18 protein-coding genes are annotated in these 19,605 nt (G+C 70.5%); 8 read left to right on the top strand and 10 right to left on the bottom strand.

The annotated features are described in order from the left end of the window. Nucleotides 1-143 precede the first annotated feature (143 nt). The 9 genes from NR792_RS02670 to NR792_RS02630 form a co-directional block, all read right to left on the bottom strand. Complete coding sequence (locus NR792_RS02670; RefSeq protein ID WP_375758488.1) at nt 144-1,682, bottom strand: tetratricopeptide repeat protein; 1,539 nt, start codon at nt 1,680-1,682, stop codon at nt 144-146. Nucleotides 1,683-1,684: 2 nt separating this feature from the next. Next, nucleotides 1,685-2,896: an outer membrane beta-barrel domain-containing protein gene (locus tag NR792_RS02665; protein ID WP_375758487.1), complete on the bottom strand. Its 1,212-nt coding sequence runs from the start codon at nt 2,894-2,896 to the stop codon at nt 1,685-1,687. A gap of 9 nt (nt 2,897-2,905) precedes the next feature. Continuing rightward, nucleotides 2,906-3,724, bottom strand: a complete 819-nt coding sequence (locus NR792_RS02660) for an outer membrane beta-barrel domain-containing protein (protein ID WP_375758486.1) — start codon at nt 3,722-3,724, stop codon at nt 2,906-2,908. Nucleotides 3,725-4,031: 307 nt separating this feature from the next. Next, entirely contained in the window at nt 4,032-4,700 is a 669-nt protein-coding gene (gene rplC, locus NR792_RS02655) for a 50S ribosomal protein L3 (RefSeq protein ID WP_375758485.1), read from the bottom strand. Between the two features lie 143 nt (nt 4,701-4,843). Further along, nucleotides 4,844-5,614, bottom strand: coding sequence for a hypothetical protein (locus NR792_RS02650; protein WP_375758484.1), 771 nt, complete (start codon nt 5,612-5,614; stop codon nt 4,844-4,846). Between the two features lie 77 nt (nt 5,615-5,691). Next, nucleotides 5,692-6,165, bottom strand: a complete 474-nt coding sequence (locus tag NR792_RS02645; RefSeq protein WP_014396048.1) for a hypothetical protein — start codon at nt 6,163-6,165, stop codon at nt 5,692-5,694. Nucleotides 6,166-6,219: 54 nt separating this feature from the next. Continuing rightward, nucleotides 6,220-6,873 carry a HupE/UreJ family protein gene (locus NR792_RS02640; RefSeq protein WP_375758483.1) on the bottom strand — a complete coding sequence of 218 codons (654 nt, stop codon included), beginning with the start codon at nt 6,871-6,873 and terminating at the stop codon, nt 6,220-6,222. A gap of 75 nt (nt 6,874-6,948) precedes the next feature. Then, nucleotides 6,949-7,518, bottom strand: coding sequence for a hypothetical protein (locus NR792_RS02635; protein WP_375758482.1), 570 nt, complete (start codon nt 7,516-7,518; stop codon nt 6,949-6,951). After that, a complete protein-coding gene (locus NR792_RS02630) occupies nt 7,515-7,661 on the bottom strand; it encodes a lmo0937 family membrane protein (RefSeq protein WP_216619045.1) in 147 nt (48 codons plus the stop codon). Before NR792_RS02630 ends, NR792_RS02635 begins: the two co-directional genes overlap by 4 nt. A 304-nt stretch (nt 7,662-7,965) precedes the next feature. Between NR792_RS02630 and NR792_RS02625 the strand changes: the two genes are divergently transcribed. The 7 genes from NR792_RS02625 (at nt 7,966) to NR792_RS02595 (ending at nt 17,264) form a co-directional block, all read left to right on the top strand. Beyond that, nucleotides 7,966-8,703, top strand: a complete 738-nt coding sequence (locus NR792_RS02625) for a lytic transglycosylase domain-containing protein (RefSeq protein ID WP_375758481.1) — start codon at nt 7,966-7,968, stop codon at nt 8,701-8,703. Nucleotides 8,704-8,926: 223 nt separating this feature from the next. Then, complete coding sequence (locus NR792_RS02620) at nt 8,927-9,253, top strand: STAS domain-containing protein (RefSeq protein WP_375758480.1); 327 nt, start codon at nt 8,927-8,929, stop codon at nt 9,251-9,253. A 139-nt stretch (nt 9,254-9,392) separates the two neighbouring features. After that, nucleotides 9,393-10,373, top strand: coding sequence for an AAA family ATPase (locus tag NR792_RS02615; RefSeq protein WP_375758479.1), 981 nt, complete (start codon nt 9,393-9,395; stop codon nt 10,371-10,373). Then, entirely contained in the window at nt 10,370-11,350 is a 981-nt protein-coding gene (locus tag NR792_RS02610) for a DUF58 domain-containing protein (RefSeq protein WP_375758478.1), read from the top strand. Before NR792_RS02615 ends, NR792_RS02610 begins: the two co-directional genes overlap by 4 nt. Then, nucleotides 11,347-13,416, top strand: coding sequence for a DUF3488 and DUF4129 domain-containing transglutaminase family protein (locus tag NR792_RS02605; protein ID WP_375758477.1), 2,070 nt, complete (start codon nt 11,347-11,349; stop codon nt 13,414-13,416). The genes NR792_RS02610 and NR792_RS02605 overlap by 4 nt, the downstream gene beginning before the upstream one ends. A 420-nt stretch (nt 13,417-13,836) precedes the next feature. Then, a complete protein-coding gene (locus tag NR792_RS02600) occupies nt 13,837-14,724 on the top strand; it encodes an RNA polymerase factor sigma-32 (RefSeq protein WP_014396039.1) in 888 nt (295 codons plus the stop codon). 71 nt (nt 14,725-14,795) lie between these two features. Continuing rightward, nucleotides 14,796-17,264, top strand: a complete 2,469-nt coding sequence (locus NR792_RS02595; RefSeq protein ID WP_375758476.1) for an OPT family oligopeptide transporter — start codon at nt 14,796-14,798, stop codon at nt 17,262-17,264. Nucleotides 17,265-17,307: 43 nt separating this feature from the next. Here the strand turns inward: NR792_RS02595 and NR792_RS02590 are convergent, their stop codons facing one another. After that, nucleotides 17,308-17,640 (bottom strand): hypothetical protein, encoded by a 333-nt coding sequence (locus tag NR792_RS02590; RefSeq protein ID WP_375758475.1) that lies wholly within the window; start codon nt 17,638-17,640, stop codon nt 17,308-17,310. 198 nt (nt 17,641-17,838) lie between these two features. Here NR792_RS02590 and NR792_RS02585 point away from each other — a divergent pair, with 198 nt between their 5' ends. Continuing rightward, nucleotides 17,839-19,605 (top strand): HEAT repeat domain-containing protein, encoded by a 1,767-nt coding sequence (locus tag NR792_RS02585; protein ID WP_375758474.1) that lies wholly within the window; start codon nt 17,839-17,841, stop codon nt 19,603-19,605.

Genomic DNA, 19,605 nt, shown 5'->3' with positions numbered 1-19,605 from the left:
GCCCCGGCGTACGCGATCACGCCGAGCCACCTTTCAGGACTCAACATCACGCCAGAAGGCCCCGTCCCCGTGACGCAAAGTCACGGTGGCGGGGCCTCGAGGGTGCTGCCGGTGGCTGTCAGGTGGGCCTGGGGCCTACCCTGCTACTTCTCCTGCCGGGCAGGGCAGCCCCGCTTGAGCGTGTACTGGTAGTAGCCAATCTCGTCGATCCAGAACTCGCCCTGGAAGCGCCAGTAGTTGTAGTCCGCGCCGGGCATCTTCGGGCGGTAGAGCGTCTGGCGGGTGAGCAGCGCCTTCTGGTCCACGCCCTCGGAGAAGAGGTCCTTCTCATCCAGCGCGGTCTGCACGCGGATGATCTCCGCCTGGTCGGAGAAGGTGCGGAGGTTGTCCGCGGCCTCCTTGATGCGGTTCTTGGCCAGCGTGCCGCCCACCTGGAGCAGCGTGGTGCGGATCTCCTCGAGCGACGCCACGGTCTGCGCGGCGAACGGCGTCCCGCGCCACGGGCCTTCACTGATGGCGCGCTTCTCCTGGTCCACGCGGGACAGGGTCCGCATCACCTCGCGGATGCGCTCGTTGTTGCGGATCCACAGGTACACCGCGCGCGGCAGGCGGCGGTTCTCGGAGGACACCATGTTGAAGGCGTTGATGGGCGCGACGTCGTCGCCGGTGAAGGACTCCAGCTGCTTCGCCATGGGGCCATAGCGCTCGTCGAACGCGGCGAGCGTCGTCTTCACCTCGTCATAGAGGCACGAGTAGTAATAGACGGTGGCCTTGAGGATCCACGACTCGGGCTGGAAGGCGCCCTCGAACTGCGGCGCGTGCAGCGCCTGGAGGCTGCCCAGCGCGCCGCCGAAGTCCTCGTTCTGGAAGCGGGCGAAGCCGTTCTCGAACAGGGCCTGGTCCCAGAAGCGCGCGTAGCGGGGCACGCCCTCGTACGCCTTCACCGCGTCCGCGTACTCGCCGCGGCGGTAGTGCACGCGGCCCAGGGCCAGCAGCGCCAGCTCGCGCGTCTCCGGCAGCTCCACCTGCGGCTCCTTGGCGTTGAGCGCGGCCTGGAACGCGGCGATGGCCTCCTTGTCCAGCGTCTCCCCTTCCCCGGGACGGCCCGGGAAGCGCGGGTCGGCGAGCACCGTGCCCAAGAGGTAGCGGGCCTTCGCGTAGACGCGGCTGTCGGCGGGCACGGCCTCCAGCAGCGACCGGGACTCCTCGAAGCGCATGCGGCGCTGGCTGGCGGTGCCCACCAGGTAGTTGATGCGCGCGAGCACCTCCTTGGGCAGCGTGACCCACTGGTCGCGCACCTCGTCGGTGTAGGCCTGGTTGAGGATGCTGGGGATGAGGTTCTGCTCATCCAGCCGCTGCTGCATGTCCACCAGCCCCTCGATGGCCTTCAGGTACGAGGGGTGCTTGGGGCCGGCGTTGACGATGGCCGCGTAGGAGATGAAGGCCGCGACGGGCAGCTCCTTCTTGGCGAAGGTCTGCGCCAGGTAGAACTCGGCCTTGCCCTTGAGGTCCGCGTCCTCCCCTTCCGCCAGCTGCGCGAAGAGGGGGGCGGCGGTGTCGAGCTGGCCCGCGTTGAAGGCGGACAGCGCGCGGTTGTAGGCGCCCACGTCCTGCTGGGCGAAGGCCACCGCGGGCACGGCGAGGGGCCCGAGGACGACGAGGAGTCGGAGCAGTCGGGACATGGCTAGAAGAGCACCGAGAAGCCAGCGTAGAAGCTGACGTTGTTGAGGACGTCCGACGAAGGCTCGGCGACGAGATCCCTCCCGAGGATGATGTCCTCGCGGTAGTTCTTCTTCGTCTCCGGGTCCACGCCGTCGAACTTGGCCACCTTGCAGCTGCCGCTCAGGTTGAGGCCGTCGAAGGGCTGGTTGGCGGCGCGCGCGGCCTCCAGCGCCTCGAAGTCCGCCAGGTTGCAGCCGTCCACCTTGTCCACGCGCGCGGTGTAGATGAGGTCGCGCACCTCCAGGCGGATGGCGTAGGACTCGCCGAACTGCACGCGGAAGCCGCCGCCCACCTCACCCAGGAACTTGTTGCCGGTGTCGCCGAAGCGCGCGGGCACCTGGTACGTCTGGCCCTCCACCTCGTTCGCCACCTCCGGGCGGATGAGGTGGCGCGTCTTGCCGATGCCGGCGCCGCCGCTGAGCACCAGGCTGAACTGCGCCAGCGAGTTGTTGAAGAAGGCGAACTTGCCGTAGAGCGGCGTCACCTCGACACCCGCGTGAGCGCCCCACTGGAGCAGGAGCGACGACGCGGCCTGGGCCTGCTCGCGCACCTTGTCGATGAGCTCCAGGTTGAAGTCGCTCTCGTCGGAGTACCAGTTGTACTGGCCGCCCACCTGGAGGGCGAAGTTCTCCTGCAGGTGGTAGACGTAGTGCAGCGCGGTGCCCACGTGGTTGGTGAACTTGCCGTTCACCTGCACGACGCCGGGGTACAGCACCAGCTCGTGCTTGCCCTCGTCCGCGAAGCGCTTCTTCTGGACGATGTGGACGTTGACGTTCGGGTTGTAGAGCGGCGCGCCATTCACCAGCCGCTGCTGCTGCGCGTCCGTGGTGCGCGGCGCCTCACCGGAGTCCAGCACCGGCGCGTCCGCGGGCGGGGTGGCGGCCGGAGCCTGGGCCTCCGAAGACGGGGCGGACGGCGTGCCGCCGGTGTCGTCCTCGTCGGTGGGCGTGGGCGCGGACGGCCGGGCCGGCGCGGCTTCCGGAGAGGACTGGGGCACGGCGGGCGCGTCGCGCTCGGTGCGCTGGCGCTCCGGCGGTTCCGCGGGTGAAGGAGAGGCCGGCGCGGTCGCATCCGGACCCGGAGCGGCCGGCGGCTGCGCCGGGGCGGCGCCTTGCGCGAACGCGAGGGCAGGCACCGCGGCGACGAGGAGCGCGATGGAACGGAAGGGTCGCATAGGAAGGGGTCAGAAGGAGAAGGTGTAGCCGAGGTCGAACTGCACCAGGTGCGTGAGGCCCGGGCTGCCGGCGGGCTCGCCGGTGGCATTGCCGGCCTCCCAGTCGTCGCGCAGCAGGTTCACGCGGTAGCTGTCCTTGAAGATCCAGTCGCGCAGCTCCAGCCGGATGCCGTGCTGCTCCTTGATGAAGAAGCGGAAGCCCAGCGCGGCGGACACCACCGGCGCCACGCGCGACTCCTTCACCCAGTAGTTCTCCGTGGCGCTGCCCCGGTCCGTCACGTCCGTGCGGTTGTCACAGACGCCCGCGGCCCGGTCCACCACCTGGGTGCACTGGATGACGGACTGGCGCTTCAGGTCCGTGAGGCCGCCGCCCGCCCAGAGGTACGTCTGGAAGTGCACCGGGATGTCCGCGACGAGGGAGATCTTCCCGTAGATGGGAGCCCACCGCGCGCCGACGACGCCGTGCAGGCCCATCCGCCACATGTCCTCCAGCTCGTCCGTGACGCGCTTGTCCTCGCGGTCCAGGAAGGATTCGGAGATGGAGCGCGCCAGGCCCGTGTGGCGGCTGGCGGCGTAGCCCGCGCGCGCTTCCAGCGCGAACGTGTCGAAGAGGTTGTAGGCCAGGCCGGCGTCGAAGAAGTAGTGCGCCGTCAGGTGCGTCTGCACTGGCAGGCCCACGGACAGGGACAGCTCCGGATGGCCCGCGGGCTTGTAGAGCCGGTTGCGGACGACCGCCGAGTCCAGGACGCCGTCTTCCTGTGCGGCGGCGCCGAGCGCCGTCAGCGAGAGGCTCAGCGCGGCGAAGACGCGAAGCGTGCGTGCGTTCATATCTCCTGCCCGGCCCGGGGGTGGGCCGTTGGGTGATCCGGATGGCAACCCGTCTGCTTGGACGGCGAGGCTCCGGCGTGGGACAGCCATGTGAGCACGGCGCCCCTTCACCGCAAGCGGATCCCAGCGGCAGTCGGTAAAGTTTTCGCCCTTTGTCGCCAGGGCGACCAGCACTCAACGTTTCCACGAGGATGCGAGCCCTCGCGTCGCCGGAAACGACGAACGCCCCGCCCGGGACCCGAAGGTGCCGGAAGCGGGGCGTTGAACGGGGCGCGGTGAAGCGCCCCGGCGTCAGCGGCTCAGGAAACTAGCGCGCGGCCTTGTGCTGCGCGCGCATGGCCACCTTGATGGAGGGGCGCACGATGACGATGCCGTCGTTGTGGCCGGCGACCGCGCCCTTCACGAGCACGAGGCCCTTCTCCACGTCCACGTCCACCACGGTCAGGTTCTGCGTGGTGACGCGCTCGACGCCGTAGTGACCCGGCATCTTCTTGTTCGGGTACGTACGGCCCGGCGTCTTACGCTGACCGATGGCGCCCGGGTGACGCTGATACTCGTGCGTACCGTGCGTCTTGGTCTGCGAACCCTTGAAGCTCCAGCGGCGCATGACGCCGGAGAAGCCGCGACCCTTGGTCACGCCGGTGACGTCCACCAGCTCGCCCTTGGCGAACATGTCCGCCTTGATGGCGTCGCCCACGTTGAAGCCCGCGGCCTCCTCGGCCGTGACGCGGAACTCACGCAGGTGGCGGCGCGGCGTGGCGCTGGCCTTCTTGAAGAAGCCGAGCTGCGGCTTGTTCAGGACCTTCTCGCGCACTTCGCCAAAGCCCACGGTCACCGCGGAGTACTGATCCTTCTCCGGGGTGCGCTTGCCGACCACCAGACAGGTGTTGACGTCGATGACCGTCACCGGAACGAGGTTGCCCTCGTCGTTGAACACCTGGGTCATGCCGATCTTCTTGCCAATCAGACCCTTCACGTCGTCCTCACAGCGAGCGCCCGTGGCGCTGAAAGCCCAATGAAATCAATGAACTGGCCTACACGCGTCCCCGCGGCCGCCAGGAAGCGGCGCAAGATAGCAAACACGTCCCCTACGTCAAGCACCAAGGGTGGGCGTCCCCCTCACTGCGCGACATCCAACCGCGGGTAGAAGGGGTTGAGCTGCGTATCCGCGATGCGCTGGGCATACACCTCTTCGCCGAGGAGGAACAGGGCTTGATCCAGATAATCTTCCGCGCCCTTGATCTCCTCCTCCTTGGCGGCGATGGCCTGGTCGAGCTCCGCCATCCGGGCGTCGTGCTGCCGCTTCTGCTCCGCGGCGCCGTCCTCCAGCTCGATCAGGCGCTTGTGCGCCAGGATGCCCGCCGCGCCGGGCTGACCGGGGGTGGGCGTGAGGGCGCTGGACAGCTGGGCCTCCCAGTCCTCGACCTCGCGGGCCAGGCGCATCTGGGCGATGCGGTTCTTCTTCAGGTTCTGCCGGGCGGTGTCCAGCTTCACGGGGTCCTGGGTGGTCATCTCCAGGTCCGCGAGCTTCGCCTCCAGCTTCTTGAGGCCCGCGATGGCGTAGCGGAGGTCGGCGCGGCGCGTGTCCAGCGTCTTGCGCAGCCCCTTCACCTTGCCCTCCACCGCCGTCACCGCCTTCTGGAACCGGCCGGTGATCTCCTTCTGGGCGGCACAGTCGTCCTCGTGCTGCGCCAGGAAATCCTGATAGGCCACGTCCTCGTCGTTCATCTCCGCTTCCAGCGCCGCCAGCTCATCCCGGCGCGCCTCCAGCACCTCTTCGGCGCGGTAGACGCGTTCCATGGAGCGGGGGCAGTTCGGCTTGCCCGGGAGGACGTCCCGGGCCAGGTCGCCGAGCTGGAAGATGAGATCGTTGTAGCTCTCCTTCGCCATGGGCGGAGTCATACGCCCAAGTCGCCAGGACTGTCACCGGCCGAGCGCGTCCGAAAGCGCCCGGCCCCGTCACTCCCTCAGGAGTCCGCGGGGGCCGCGACGGCCTGGGACTCGCCCCGCCGCACCGCCGCCAGGGCGCCTTCCGCCAGGGCGAGCAGCTCCCGGGCGCGGTCCTGCTCCTCGGTCCGGTTCAGCTCGCACACCCACGCGGACGACAGGTCCGCGTGCTGGCGCGCCATCTCCGCGGTGGTCTCGTAGCGCGCGGCCGACGCGCGGGCGAAGGCCCCCTCCCGGCGCAGCTCCAGCACCGTGTCCGGATCCAGATCGATCTCCTCTGGAGGCACCGGCAGCGGCCCGCGTCCCAGCGCCGCCAGACGGGCCAGCAGCCGGGACGCATGGGCGCGGCAGAACGCGGCCAGCACCATCAGGCGCGCCCGGACCCGCGCGTCGTTCATGCGCTCCGCCAGCCCCGTCATGCGACGAGCTGACACCACTTCCGCCTCCCACGCGGCGGCCAGTGCAGCGGCCAGCCGGGTATGCCTCGCACCCATCAGCGTCCCTCCCCCACCCTCGTCAACGCAAGCTAGGGACGCTGTTGGGGCAATTCAACCGACCGCGCGAGCAACCATCCAATAAAGCCCCGCCCCCGCGAGGCAGATGGATGACAGGCGCACAACCTTCGAGTGCAGCCGGGGCCTGCGCTGGACGATGCGCAGCACGGGGACCAGGAGGGCCACCACCACCGCCTGCCCCAGCTCCACGCCCAGGTTGAAGCCCACGAGCGCCACCACCACGGAGTCCCCCAGTCCGTAGCCGCTGAGCACGCTCGCGAAGCCCAGCCCGTGCACCAGGCCGAACAGGAAGGTGAGCCCCGCGCGGTGTCCATGCCGGCGCAGCAGCAGGTTCTCCAGCGCCATGTAGAGGATGGAGGCGGCGATCGCGGCCTCGGCCCACCGCGTGCCCCGCGCGCTCAGCGTCCACCAGCCCAGCGAGGTGACCGCCAGCGTCAGCGAGTGCGCCAGCGTGAAGGACGTCACCAGGAGGAGGATCCGCCGCAGCGAGCCGCCCACCAGCAACACGGCGAAGAGGAACAGGAGATGATCCGCGCCCGCGAGGATGTGGCGGATGCCCTCGCCCACCCAGCCGGCGAAGCCGTCCACCGCCGCGGGCGCGACCTCCACCTCATGGGCGTGCACGGCGGCCGGCCCCAGCAGGACCAGGGCCAGCAACACCACCCGGGCTGCGGGAAACGGCTTCATCGCGCGAAGGAGCCTGCCCTCCGCGCGACCCGCCCGTCCACTCCGGGATGATCCGGCCGGGCGGCCGGGCCTTGCCTACTCGCGCACGAACTCCAGATGCACCTGCTGGCGGCCGGAGAGCCCGCCGTGGTGCGCGCCGCAGCGCGGACAGACCATGGGCTGATCCCAGTCCCACGACGCCTGCACCTCTTCCCCGCAGCAGACCATGGGGAGCGTGCGCAGCAGCTCCTCGTCCTGAGGCAGCGGCCGGGGCAGCGGCTCCGGCGCCACCGACACGAAGGTGGGCCGCGGGTTCTGCGACAGCGTGCGCTGCACGTACGCCAGCTGTTCGTACCGCACGTGGTTCGCCCACGCGCGCGCCATCTGCTCCACGTGCGCGGACTGCTCCGGCGTGAGCCACGCGTCCGGCAGCGCGCGGTGGCCGCAGTACAGGCAGTGCCACGCGGGCAGCTCCTCCGCCGTGTACGCCTCGTGGAGGTTCTCGAAGGGGAAGTAGCCCGCGAGCAGCCGCTGCAGCATCCCCGCGTCGTGGCGGCTGGGCCGCGTCTTGAAGGAGCGCTGGCAGCGGGGACATTCGCGCCGCACGAAGCCCGCCTTGTCCCGCGGCAGCTCCAGCCACGCCATGTCCAGCTCCGGCAGGTTCACGCCAGCCCCCGCCGGCGCCCCAGCGACGCGACGCCCAGCACGAACGCGATGAGCGAGAACACCAGGAGGAGGTGCACCCACTGCCCCTCCGTCGAACCGGTGATCAGCCCCATCACCCACAACACCATCAAGATGATGCCCATGGTCCAGTACACGCCACGCCTCCCGCCACACGAAGGTCCAGGAATCAGACCGGGCGCAAGCTAGGAACGCGGGCGCACCGCGGCAACAGGTGGAGCTTTCTGCAGGGTCAGGTTGGGAAACAAACTTCCCAGGCCGGGCATTTTTTCCGGCCACCGTGAGCCCCGCCGGACCTGTTTCAGGCCCTCTCTTAAGGATCCGTGAGGCAGCCAGCGCCCGCCACGTACGCTGGCACGTTGCCTGCTTAGCCGCTGGGTGTGGGCGAGTTAGCGGGCGCGGGGAGTTGGGGCGCCAGGGGAGGGCGAGATGCGGGGTTGGACGGTGGCGATGGCGGCGGCGGTGGTGCTGGTGGGGACGAACGCGATGGCTTTCCCGGTGCAGGTGCCGGTGGGTGCCCAGGGTGAAGCGCCGGACGTCGCGGCCCTGAGGGCGCAGCTCGCGGAGAAGGATGCGCAGCTCAAGGCGGCCCTGGCCCGTCTGCAGCAGTATGAGGATGAGGCGGACTACCTCCGCGCGGAGCAGCTGGGCGTGGCCGAGGCCGTGCGCGCCTCCGGGCTCCCCGAGCGGCAGCAGCGCCGGCTGGCGGTCTCCATCGTCCGCGAGGCGGAGCGCAACAACCTGGATCCGCTGCTGGTGGTGGCGCTGATCCGCTGCGAGTCCTCCTTCAACAACTACGCGGTGTCCGGGGTGGGCGCCATGGGCCTCATGCAGGTGATGCCGGACACGGGCAAGTACCTGGCGGAGAAGTCCGGCTACAAGCTGGGCCGCCACACGAACCTCTTCGACTTCGAGACGAACGTGAACCTGGGCACGGCCTACCTGGCGGACCTGATCACCCGCTTCGGCTCCGTGGAGGGCGCGCTCGTCGCCTACAACGCGGGTCCGGGGCTGGCCAGGCGCATCCTGGCCAAGAAGGAGAACCGGGTGAAGTTCATGGCCGGCTACCCCGCCAAGGTCGTGAAGGAGTTCCGCAAGCTGAAGGCCCAGCAGGAGCGCGCCATCAGCCTGCGTGCCGAGCAGCCGACAGCCGACCGCAAGGGTTGACCGCTGCGTGACATGCGCTTCGCCCGGTCGCCAACACTCCGGCCGAAGTTGCAAGCCCGCCACTGACCGAATCTTCCGGAAAGGTGCAGTGTTTGTCTCCGGCTGTGCACCCCCCACGACGCGTGGGGCCCCCCCGGACCCACAGGTGGTCCGGAACGTGCCTCAGCCGCCATTCACCATCGCAGGCGGCACACACGTGCACACCTCAGCGGGAGCGCGCAACATGACTGGGCTTCGGATTCACCAAGAGCAGGAAGCGGCGGGTCGGATCACCCTGCGCCTGGAAGGAACGCTGGACGGCCGCACGGCGCAGGAGCTGCGCAACTCGCTCCAGGCGCTGGGCCAGAGCGAGGTGGTCCTGGACTTCGCGCACCTGCGTGAGTTCAAGGACAGCGCGGTGGGTGTCCTGACCCACGGGCTGAAGGACGGCGCCGTGGAGCTGCGCGGGCTGGCCACGCACCACGAGCGGATGTTCCGCTACTTCGGCGTGCTGTCCTCGCCGTCGACGCACCGGGCGTACTACACGCCCGAGGACATCCTGTCCGTCTGAGTCACGGTCAGGCCCTCCGGGCCGTGTGGATCCCCGGAAAGTGTCCGCGCCTCCAGGGCAAGCGGCCATCCGGCGTGGAACACGGGCGGCCTGGAGGGGTGCCTGCTCGCGGTCGCCTGGGCTAGAGTCCGCGCCCAGGATGACCCAGCCCGCCCGCGTCCTCGGTCCAGTTCCCTCCCCTGCTTCCGCACGTGCGGTCATGGAGCGGCTCGCCGCCCAGCTTGGCCGTGCCGTGCAGGGCAAGCCCGAGGAGGTCCGGCGCGTCGTCACCTGTGTGGTGGCCGGCGGGCACCTGCTCCTGGAGGACATGCCCGGCGTGGGCAAGACGACGCTGGCGGAGGCCCTGGCCCGAGCGTGCGCCCTCTCCTTCTCCCGCATCCAGTTCACCGCGGACCTGCTGCCGGCGGACATCCTGGGCGCGCAGGTGTTCCACGCGCAGACGGCCACCTTCTCCTTCCGGCCCGGGCCGCTGTTCCGGCAGCTGGTGCTGGCGGACGAGCTCAACCGCGCGCCGCCGCGCACCCAGTCCGCGCTCCTGGAGGGCATGGCGCAGGGCCAGGTGTCGCTGGACGGTGAGACGCACCCCCTGCCCTCGCCCTTCACCGTCGTCGCCACCCAGAACCCGGTGGACTTCTCCGGCACCTATCCCCTGCCGGACTCGCAGCTGGATCGCTTCCTCGTGCGCCTGTCGCTGGGCCACCCGGCGCCGGACGTGGAGGCGCGCCTGCTCACCACGCGCGGCGCGGCGTCCCCGCTGCCGTCGGTGGAGGCGGTGACGGGGCCGGAGGAGTTCGCGTCGCTGCGCGACTTCGTCCAGGACGTGAAGCTGGACGCGGCGGTGGCGGACTACGTGGTGCGGCTGGCGCGGGCCACGCGCGAGCACGGCGACCTGGAGCGCGGCGCCTCCACGCGCGCGGTGCTGGCGCTGGGGTCCGCGGCGCGGGCCCAGGCCCTGTGGGAGGGACGCGACTTCGTCACCCCCGGCGACGTGCGCGCCATGCTGGTGCCCTGCTGGGCGCACCGCGTGCTCCTGCGCAGCGCCGTGCAGGGCGTGTCCGCGCGGGACGAGGCGGCGCACCTGGTGGAGGAGATCGCCCGCAAGGTGGCGGCGCCCCGGTGAAGGCCCCCGCCCGCTCCTCCCTCAAGGCGCGGCTGCGCGCCTTCCTGCGTCCGCCGCGCACCCTGACGGTGACGAAGACGGGCCGCACGTACCTGGTGGTGACGTTCGGCGTGGGGCTGGGCGCGCTCAACACGGGCAACAACCTGCTCTACCTGCTCCTGGGCCTGCTGCTCAGCATGGTGGTGGTGTCCGGCGTGCTGTCGGAGCGCTGCCTGCGCGACCTGACGGTGCGCCGGGTGGGCGCGGACGCGGCCTTCGCGCGCGAGCCCTTCGCCTACCGCTGGGCGGTGTCGCGCAAGGCGGGCCACGGCTTCGCGCTGACGTTCTCGGAAGACCTCTCCCCGCTCACCGGCACCGGGAAGCTGGGCCACCTGCCCGCCGGCAAGGAGCACATTGTCCGGGCGGACCTGGCCGCGCCCCACCGGGGCCCCGTGCGCCTGTCCGGCGTGCGCGTCACCACGACGTGGCCGCTGGGCCTGTTCGCCAAGACGCGCGTGTTCTCCCTGGAGGGGATGCTGCTCGTGTACCCGCGCCGGGGCTACGCCTGCAAGGAGCCGGGGCCCGCGGAGAAGGGGCCTCGCGGCGAGGCGGGCAGCCCGCGCCACCTGGATGGCACCGGTGACGTCGCGGGCCTGCGCGAGCTTGCCGCGAACGAGGACGCGCGCCGCATCCACTGGCTGAAGAGCGCCGCGGTGGGGCGCCTGCTGAAGGTGGAGCGCGAGCGCGAGGAGCGCCGCGTCTGGAAGCTCGCGCTGGAGACGGGCCTCACGGGCGACGCGCTGGAGCGCCGCTGTGAGGAGGTCGCGGCCCAGGCGCACCAGCTCCTGGACGCGGGGCACGAGGTCGGCCTCCAGCTCCCGGAGCGCACGCTGCGGCCGGCGGCGGGGGCCTCGCAGGAGCGCCGCATCCTCCAGGCGCTCGCGTGGGTGGGCTTCGAGGACGCGGAAGCGGAAGCGGGCTCCCGGGAGGCCGCGTGAAGCGCCCCCTGCGGCTGCGGCTCGTCCTGCGCGACCTGGCGGCGGGCTCCGCCTTCGGCGCGATGGCCGTGTCCGGACAGCTCCCCCTGTGGGCGCTGGGCATCTTCCTGGGCGCGCTGGTGCTGGCGCTGTGCGACGTGCGGCTCGTCGCGCGCCACGCGCGCCTGTCCGCGCTGGGGCTCATGGTCGCGGCGGTGCTCCTGGGCCTCCAGCTGACGTCCGGCGCGATGAACGCGGTGGTGGCCGCGTGCGCCTTCGCGGGCCTCATCGCCGCGCAGCGGATGCTGTCCACGCCGGACGCCGCGGCGGAGGGCCAGACGCACCTGACGGGCCTGCTGATGGTGGCCGGTGGCGCGGCGCTGTCCGGCGACATGACGTACGCGCTGTGCCTCATCGCCTTCGGGGTGCTGGCCAGCCTGTCGCTGGCGCTGGGCGTGGTGGAGGCGGCGGTGCCGGACGGCGAGCCCGTGCCGGTGCGCGCGGTGATGCGGCCGCTGTCCGCGGGCCTGGCGTTCGCGGTGGCCGGCGCGGTGGCCTTCTTCGTCCTCTTCCCGCGCCTCAACTGGGCCATGGTGGGGCCGCGCTCGGCGCCGGGCCTGGGCGCGGTGAGCAGCGCGGGCTACTCCAACACCGTGCGGCTGGGCGGCGCGGGCACCATCAAGGGCAACCCGCGCGTGGTGCTGCGCGCCACGCTCACGCCGGATCCGGAGCGCGACGCGCTGGACGCCTACTGGGTGGGCCGCACCTACGACACCTTCGACGGCATGGAGTGGACCAACGTCGTCGGCGCGAAGCAGACCGAGCGGCAGATCACCCTGCGCCCCGCCAGCGACACGCTCCTGCACCAGCGCATCGAGTTGCTGCCCGCGTACGGCGCCCGCACGCTGATTGCCCTGGAGATGCCCTCGCGCCTGGGCAACGCCATGGCCCACACCCCCACCGGCACCCGGAACAGCCCCGTGCAGCTCCAGGGCGGGGGCGAGGTGCGCTTCACCATCACCGCGCCCTCGTACACCTACGAGGCCTACAGCCTGCCCCCGGACGCGAAGGCGGGCCTGTCCGCCGGCCTGGTCCAGGCGGAGCGCGACCAGCTCCTGGCGCTGCCGGAGCACCTGGATCCGCGCGTGGCCCAGCTCGCGGCGCGGGTGCTCCAGGGAGAGAAGGAGCCGCTGGCCGCGGCGCGCAAGCTCGCGGCCTTCCTGCAGAAGGACTACGCGTACACGCTGGAGCAGGGAGGCATCCCGGAGGACCCGCTGGCGGACTTCCTCTTCGTGCGCAAGGCGGGGCACTGCGAGCACTTCGCCACCGCGCTCACGCTGCTGTTGCGCACGCAGGGCATCGGGGCGCGGCTCGCCACGGGCTTCTACGGCGGCACGCGCGTGGACGGCGGCTACCTGATTCGCGCGGGGGACGCGCACGCGTGGACGCACGTGCTGGTGCCGGGGCGGGGCTTCGTCACCGTGGACGCGACGCCGCCGTCGAACCGCACGAGCCAGGGCTCCGTGCTGCTGGAGAAGGTGCTCGCCTTCTATGAAGCGGTGGAGGCGCGCTGGCGCAACTCCGTCGTCGACTACTCCTTCCGCGACCAGTTCGCGCTGGCCAGCTCCCTGGTCCGCCCGCCGCGCCGCCCGGCCGGGGCCCCCGCGAACGAGGCCCCCAGCCGCCTGCCCCCGCCGCGCGCGTGGGTGACGGCCGCCGTCGTGGCCCTCGTCGTCTGGCGCGCGGCCCGCTTCGTCTCCCGCTGGACGGGGCGCGCCCCCATGCTGGAGGCCACGCGCTTCCTCGACCGGGTGGACGCCGTGCTCCAGCGCGCCCACGTGCCGCGCTTCGAGCACGAGACGCTGGAGGACCTGACCACGCGCCTGGCGCGCGACGGCCACCCGCTGGCGCTGGCGCTGACGCCCCTCACCCGCCGCTACCTGGAGGCCCGCTTCGGCGGCCGGACCCTGCGCGAGGGAGAGGCCGAGCACCTGCTCGCCACCTTGCGCCGCGCGCTGGACGCCGAAGCCGCCCGCCGCGCCGCGAAGCCGGCCGGACAGGCGGGCCCTACCGCCCGCGCCTCCTGAGCGGAAGAGAAGTGCCCTCCGGACGGAAGCCGGCTTCCGTCGCCGGTCGCCCGCCCTCCCCAGGAACGCCCAGCCGAGGTGGAGAAATGTCGCCACTGTCGACCTGCGTCGGCATTAAGCCTTTGAGCGAACCACGCTTCGCGAAAGCCATCGCGACGTGCGCTCGAGGGCCGTGAGCCGTGCACCTTCTCCCCTCGCAGACCCGCGGATTTCCTCTCGGCCACGGGTAACGGTTACAGACCGTTCCCAGGAGGCGCGGGTCTGCGTCTTCCAACCCCTCGGAGACACACGCGAATACATCCAACCCTGGTTGGCATCCCGGTTGCTCAGGGCAGACACGTCAAGTTGTAGGACTTGAACCCAGAGCACTTTTTCAAGCGCCTCCGCCGCGGCAGGAGGCCCGATTTGGAGAATCCATCCATGCAGGCTTCGACCGAGCAGTCGTCCAACTCCGGCTCCCTCGCGATGTACCTCTCGGAGATCAACCAGTACTCGCTCCTGAAGGTGGAAGAGGAGCAGGAGCTGGCGCGCCGGTTCATCAAGGGAGACCTGGCCGCGGGTCACCGGCTGGTGACCAGCAACCTGCGCTTCGTGGTGAAGGTCTCCTACGAGTACCGCTCCTACGGCATCAAGATGTCGGACCTCATCCAGGAGGGGAATATCGGCCTGATGAAGGCGGTGCAGAAGTTCGACCCGGACAAGGGCATCCGCCTCATCTCGTACGCGGTGTGGTGGATCCGCGCGTACATCCAGAACTACATCCTGAAGAGCTGGTCCCTGGTGAAGCTTGGGACCACGCAGGCGCAGCGCAAGCTGTTCTTCAGTCTGGCGCGCACGCGCCGCGAGCTGGAGAAGCTGGGCAGCGGCGAGGCCGTGGTGAACGTGGACGAGATTGCCAGGAAGCTCCATGTGAAGCCCGGTGAGGTGCGGGAGATGGAGCAGCGCATGGGCGGCCGGGACTTGTCCCTGGACGCGCCCATGGGCGAGGACGGCGGCAACAGCCACGTGGACTTCGTGGTGAGCGCCGCGGCGCCCCAGGACGACGAGTTCGCGGACAAGGAGGAGGCGGGCCTCATCAACAACCGCGTCCGCACCGCCCTCATGCGCCTGGATCCGCGCGAGCGCTTCATCATCGAGCAGCGCGTGATGAACGAGCGCCCCATGACGCTCAAGGAGCTGGGCGAGCACTTCGGCTTCTCCCGCGAGCGCGCGCGCCAGCTGGAGATCCGCGCCAAGGACAAGCTCAAGTCGGAGCTGGCCGCCCTCATGGCGGAGGTGGATCCGGAGACGCTCGCCGCCCAGGGCTAGCGGGCAGTTTTCGCGCCCCGGCGGAGACCCTGCTACAACGGGCCCCCTGATTTCCTGTCAGGAGTGCCTGCTTGTCCCACGGTTCCCCGCCGGTCGTCGATGATCGCGTCCCTCTCGCGGAGGCGCATGGTCCCGCCTCGCACAAGCCCTACGTCCCACCGGAGCAGTCGCCCGCGGAGCTGACGATCCGCGGCCTGGTGCTCGGGTCGGTGCTGGGCATCGTGTTCGCGGCGTCGTCCGTGTACCTGGCCATCAAGGTCGGCCTCACGGTGTCCGCGTCCATCCCGGTGGCGGTGCTCTCCATCGCCATCTTCCGGGCCCTGGGGCGCTCCAGCATCCTGGAGAACACCATCGTCCAGACGACGGGCTCCGCGGGTGAGTCGCTCGCGTTCGGCGTGGCGGCGGCGCTGCCCGCGCTGCTCATCCTGGGCTACGACATCAGCCTCACGCACGCGTTCCTCACCGCCGCGCTGGGCGGCGTGCTGGGCGTGCTGATGATGATCCCCCTGCGCCAGGGCCTCATCGTCCAGGAGCACGGCAAGCTCACCTACCCGGAGGGCACCGCCAGCGCGGACGTGCTCATCGTCGGTGAGCAGGGCGGCACCAACGCGCGCACGGTCATCCTGGGTTTCATCATCGGCGGCGTCTACAAGTTCGCCTACTCCGGGATGAAGCTCTTCAAGGAGGCCATCGGCACGCCCATCAAGGGGCTCAAGGCCGCGACGCTCTCCACGGAGGTGTCCCCGGAGCTCCTGGGCGTGGGCTACATCATCGGGCCTCGCGTGGCGGGCATCACCTTCGCGGGCGGCGTGCTCAGCTACCTCATCCTCATCCCGATGATCTCCTTCTTCGGCAGCGGCATGGAGACGCCCCTGCTGGTGCACAACGGGCAGCTCATCAAGGACATGTCGCCGGATCAGATCCGCAACGCGTACGTGCTCTACATCGGCGCGGGCGCGGTGGCGACGGGCGGCCTCATCAGCCTCATCCGCTCCATGCCCACCATCGTGGGCGCCTTCAAGCGCAGCGTGGAGACGCTGCGCCAGTCGCGCACGCAGGGCGCCCTGCCCACGGTGCTGCGCACGGACCAGGACCTGCCCATCACGGTGGTGCTGGTGGGCAGCGCGCTGCTGATCCTCGCCATCTGGCTGGCGCCGCCGCTGCACGTGAACTTCATCTCCGCCATCCTCATCGTCATCTTCGGCTTCTTCTTCGTGACGGTGAGCGCGCGCATCACCGGGGAGATCGGCTCCTCGTCCAACCCCATCTCCGGCATGGTGGTGGCCACGCTGCTCGTCACCTGCCTCGTGTACCTGCTGTTCGGCTGGACGTCGTCGCCGGACCGCTTCATGGCGCTCACCACGGCGGCCATCGTGGGCATCGCGGCGTCCAACGGCGGCACCACCGCGCAGGACCTGAAGACGGCGTTCCTCGTGGGCGGCACGCCCAAGAAGCAGCAGATCGCCCTCTTCGTGGGCGTGCTGACCAGCGCCATGTTCATCGGCCTGGTGCTGGTGCTGCTCAACCAGGGCGCCACGGCGGTCATCCCGGAAGCGCACCCGGGCGTGCAGGTGACGGAGCTGACGCAGGAGACGCGCACCCAGCACACCTACCGCTGGGCGGTGTCCCAGGACGCGCTCACCCAGCGCGGCATGACGCCCGAAAAGCTCAAGCGCTCGCTGTGGGCGGAGCGCCTGGACGTGGCGCCGGCGGACGGCGCGCTGGAGCTGCGCAGCTGGCGCCCGGTGCCGGCCGAGCAGCTGTCCAGCCTCACGCTGTCGCCCGCCAACGGCCCGTCGCTGAAGCTGTCGGACGCGGGGCTCGTCACCGCCGGTCCGGACCGCGTCTACAAGGAAGGCTTCGTGCGCGGCGCGGACACGCCCGTGCCCGCCGGCCGCTACCTGGTGGATGACCAGGGCCGCATCCAGTACGTGGTGGACCCGGGCATCGGCGGCCGCATCAGCGAGTACGAGGGCCAGACGCTCACCCGCTACTCGGCGCCCAAGGCGCAGCTGTTCGCGCTCATCATCGACGGCATCCTCACGCAGCGGCTGCCGTGGGACCTGGTGCTGCTGGGCGTCTTCATCGCGCTGATGCTGGAGCTGTGCGGCGTGTCCGCGCTGCCCTTCGCGGTGGGCGTGTACCTGCCCATCAGCAGCAGCGCCCCCATCTTCGTGGGCGGCATGGTGCGCCACTTCGTGGACAAGCTGCGCGGCGGCAGCGCGGCGGAGTCCGAGTTCTCCCCCGGCACGCTGATGTCCTCCGGCTACATCGCGGGCGGCTCCATCGCGGGCGTGCTCATCGCGTTCCTGGAGATCGCCAGCGACGGCGCCTGGACGCGCGCCATCAACCTGCCCGCCCTCTTCGGGCACGAGGGCGCGGTGGGCGCCTTCCTCAACGCCGTGGGCGAGAGCGAGCTGGCGCACCCGACGTGGTCCAACGTCTGGGGCCTGGCCTTCTTCGCCGTCCTCACCGCGGTCCTCTTCCGCTCCGCCCTCAAGGGCAAGAGCGGCGCGGAGGCCCCGCCGCCGTCGCACTGACGGCCGGCAAGCGCCCTCCCCGCTTCCGGGCGGGGAGGCCCCGTCACAGCCCGGGCACCGACGGCGGCACCTCCGTGTCGCCGCCGCCGGAGTCCGCCGCCCCCTTCGCGCAGACGTACTCCGCGCGCAGCGGCGTCACGACGCCGAAGGTGAAGGCGTAGACGAACGGGCTCCACCACGGCCAGTACACGTCCACCCGCGACAGGCCATGCCGGCACTCCGCCGCGGCCACGTTGGACGTCGTCAGCCCCGCCACGAAGCTCGCCCCCAGCTGGGACTCCGGCGCCCCGTCGCGCGGCGCCGGGCTGCGCACGCTCATGCGGAAGCACCCCGTGAGGGACGCCAGGACGAGGGCGGACGCGGCCAGTCGCTTCATGGACGGGACTCCGGAAGGAAAGGGGCCCCCTGCCTAACACACCCGGGATTCACCGCCAGTCCGCCCGGTGTTGCCCAGCTGTCACTTCAAACCTCTGGATTCTGGGCGTTTCTCGGATTGGGAGCCGACGGGAGACAGGAGTACACTTCGGGTTCCCCCAGCGGGGCCTTCCGCCCCCTCCGGATTCTTCCAGGTTTCATGGCACAGCCCCAGAAAGTCACGGACGCGAACGCCGAGCCGGAGCAGTCGCCGGAGGTCCGCGAGAAGGTGGAGCTGGCGAAGACGTTCGCGTTCCACCTGCTCAAGGGCATCAAGCAGATTGGCATGTACCGCCACAACGAGGCGCGCTTCCCGGAGTTCCTCGCCAAGGCGCAGGAGGCCATCTCCGCGTACACGGAGAAGTTCGGGCCGCTCTCGCTGAAGGTGGAGCAGCAGAACTTCACGCTGCATGGCGAGCCGCTCTTCTCCGAGGAGTCGCCGCTCCCCTACAAGTTCTTCCGCGACGGCATCCGTCAGCTCATCTTCCGGCCGGGGCTGCCGCTGGAGGAGCTGGTCACCCTCACGCTCATCGCGCTGTCGGAGCCGGAGCGCGGCGCGGACGACGTGCTCGCGCAGCTGTGGCGCGCGGGCATGCAGCAGGTGGAGTACGTGGTGGTGGAAGGCTTCTCCATGGAGGGAGCCAACGAGGACGAGGTCCAGGTGGAGGTGGACAAGGTGGTGGGCTACCTCTACTCCCGCCTCCAGACGAACTCGGATGACTTCCTGCGCTTCGCGCGCGTGTCCGCGGAGGACCTGGACGCGAAGCTGGACGGCGTGGAGCAGATCCGCGGCCTCGTCGTGGGCGGCCGCCACGCCTCGGACGACCTGAAGGCCCGCATCCAGCGCGAAATCACCGAAGAGGAGAACGCGCGCCTCTTCCCGAAGCTGGTGGGCGCGGTGTTCCAGGTGGTGGAAGGCGGCGTGGATGACGCGGCCCTCCTGGAGGAGATCTTCCTGCAGCTGTTGGACATGCTGCTGCTCCAGGACGACTTCGCCACGGTGAACCAGATCGTCCTCAAGCTGCGCGCGCTCTCCCAGCGCGAGGGCGGCGAGGACCTGGGGCGCCTGCTCAACAACTTCCTCCACAAGATGGGCGAGGAGCAGCGCCTCACGCGGCTGGGCGAGTCGCTGAAGACGACGCGCACGCGGCAGCCGCAGGACGTGACGCGCTACCTGCAGGCGCTGGGCGTGGACTCGGTGCTGCCCCTGCTCAGCGTGCTGGAGACCATCGAGCTGCCGGAGAATCGCGCGCTCCTGGGCGACGTGCTGGCCACCTTCGCGCGCGACCTGCCGGAGCCGTTCGTGGCGCGCCTGCTGTCGGACCGGCCGCAGACGGTGCGCGACATGGTCTACATCCTGGAGAAGAGCAACCACCCGGAGCGGGTGAAGATGTTCGGCCAGGTGATGAAGAGCCCCAACCTGGTGGTGAAGCTGGAGGTCATGCAGATCATCGGGCGCGGCCGCACGGCGGAGGCCCGGCGCATCATCCACGACGCGCTCACCGACAGCGTCTCCCAGGTGCGCATGCTGGCCGCGAAGCTGCTGCCGGAGTTCGACCGCGAGAAGGCCTTCACGGACCTGGTGCGGCTGGTGCGAGACCCCGGCTGGGACAAGAAGACGTCCGACGAGAAGGCCGCCGTGTACGGGGCCATCGGGGCCACCAACCTGCCCGCCGCGCTGTCCATGATGCAGCAGCTGCTCACGGTGAAGCCGTCGCTGCTCAACAAGCGGCGGGTGATGGAGGACAAGCTGCTGGCCATCACCGGCCTGGGCGGCGCGGGCTCCATCCAGTCCTACAAGATGTTGCAGGCCGTGGTGGAGGACAAGGCGCAGCCCCTGGAAGTCCTCACCGCGGCACGCAAGGCGATGTACCAGACGCGCAAGGCCCTGTTCGGGGACTCGGCGCTTCCGGAAGAGGCGAGCTGA

Source organism: Corallococcus exercitus (assembly GCF_042231735.1).
GTDB lineage: Bacteria > Myxococcota > Myxococcia > Myxococcales > Myxococcaceae > Corallococcus > Corallococcus exercitus_B.
Note: the sequence above shows the minus strand (reverse complement) of the source record. Positions and strands in the feature narration are given on the sequence as shown.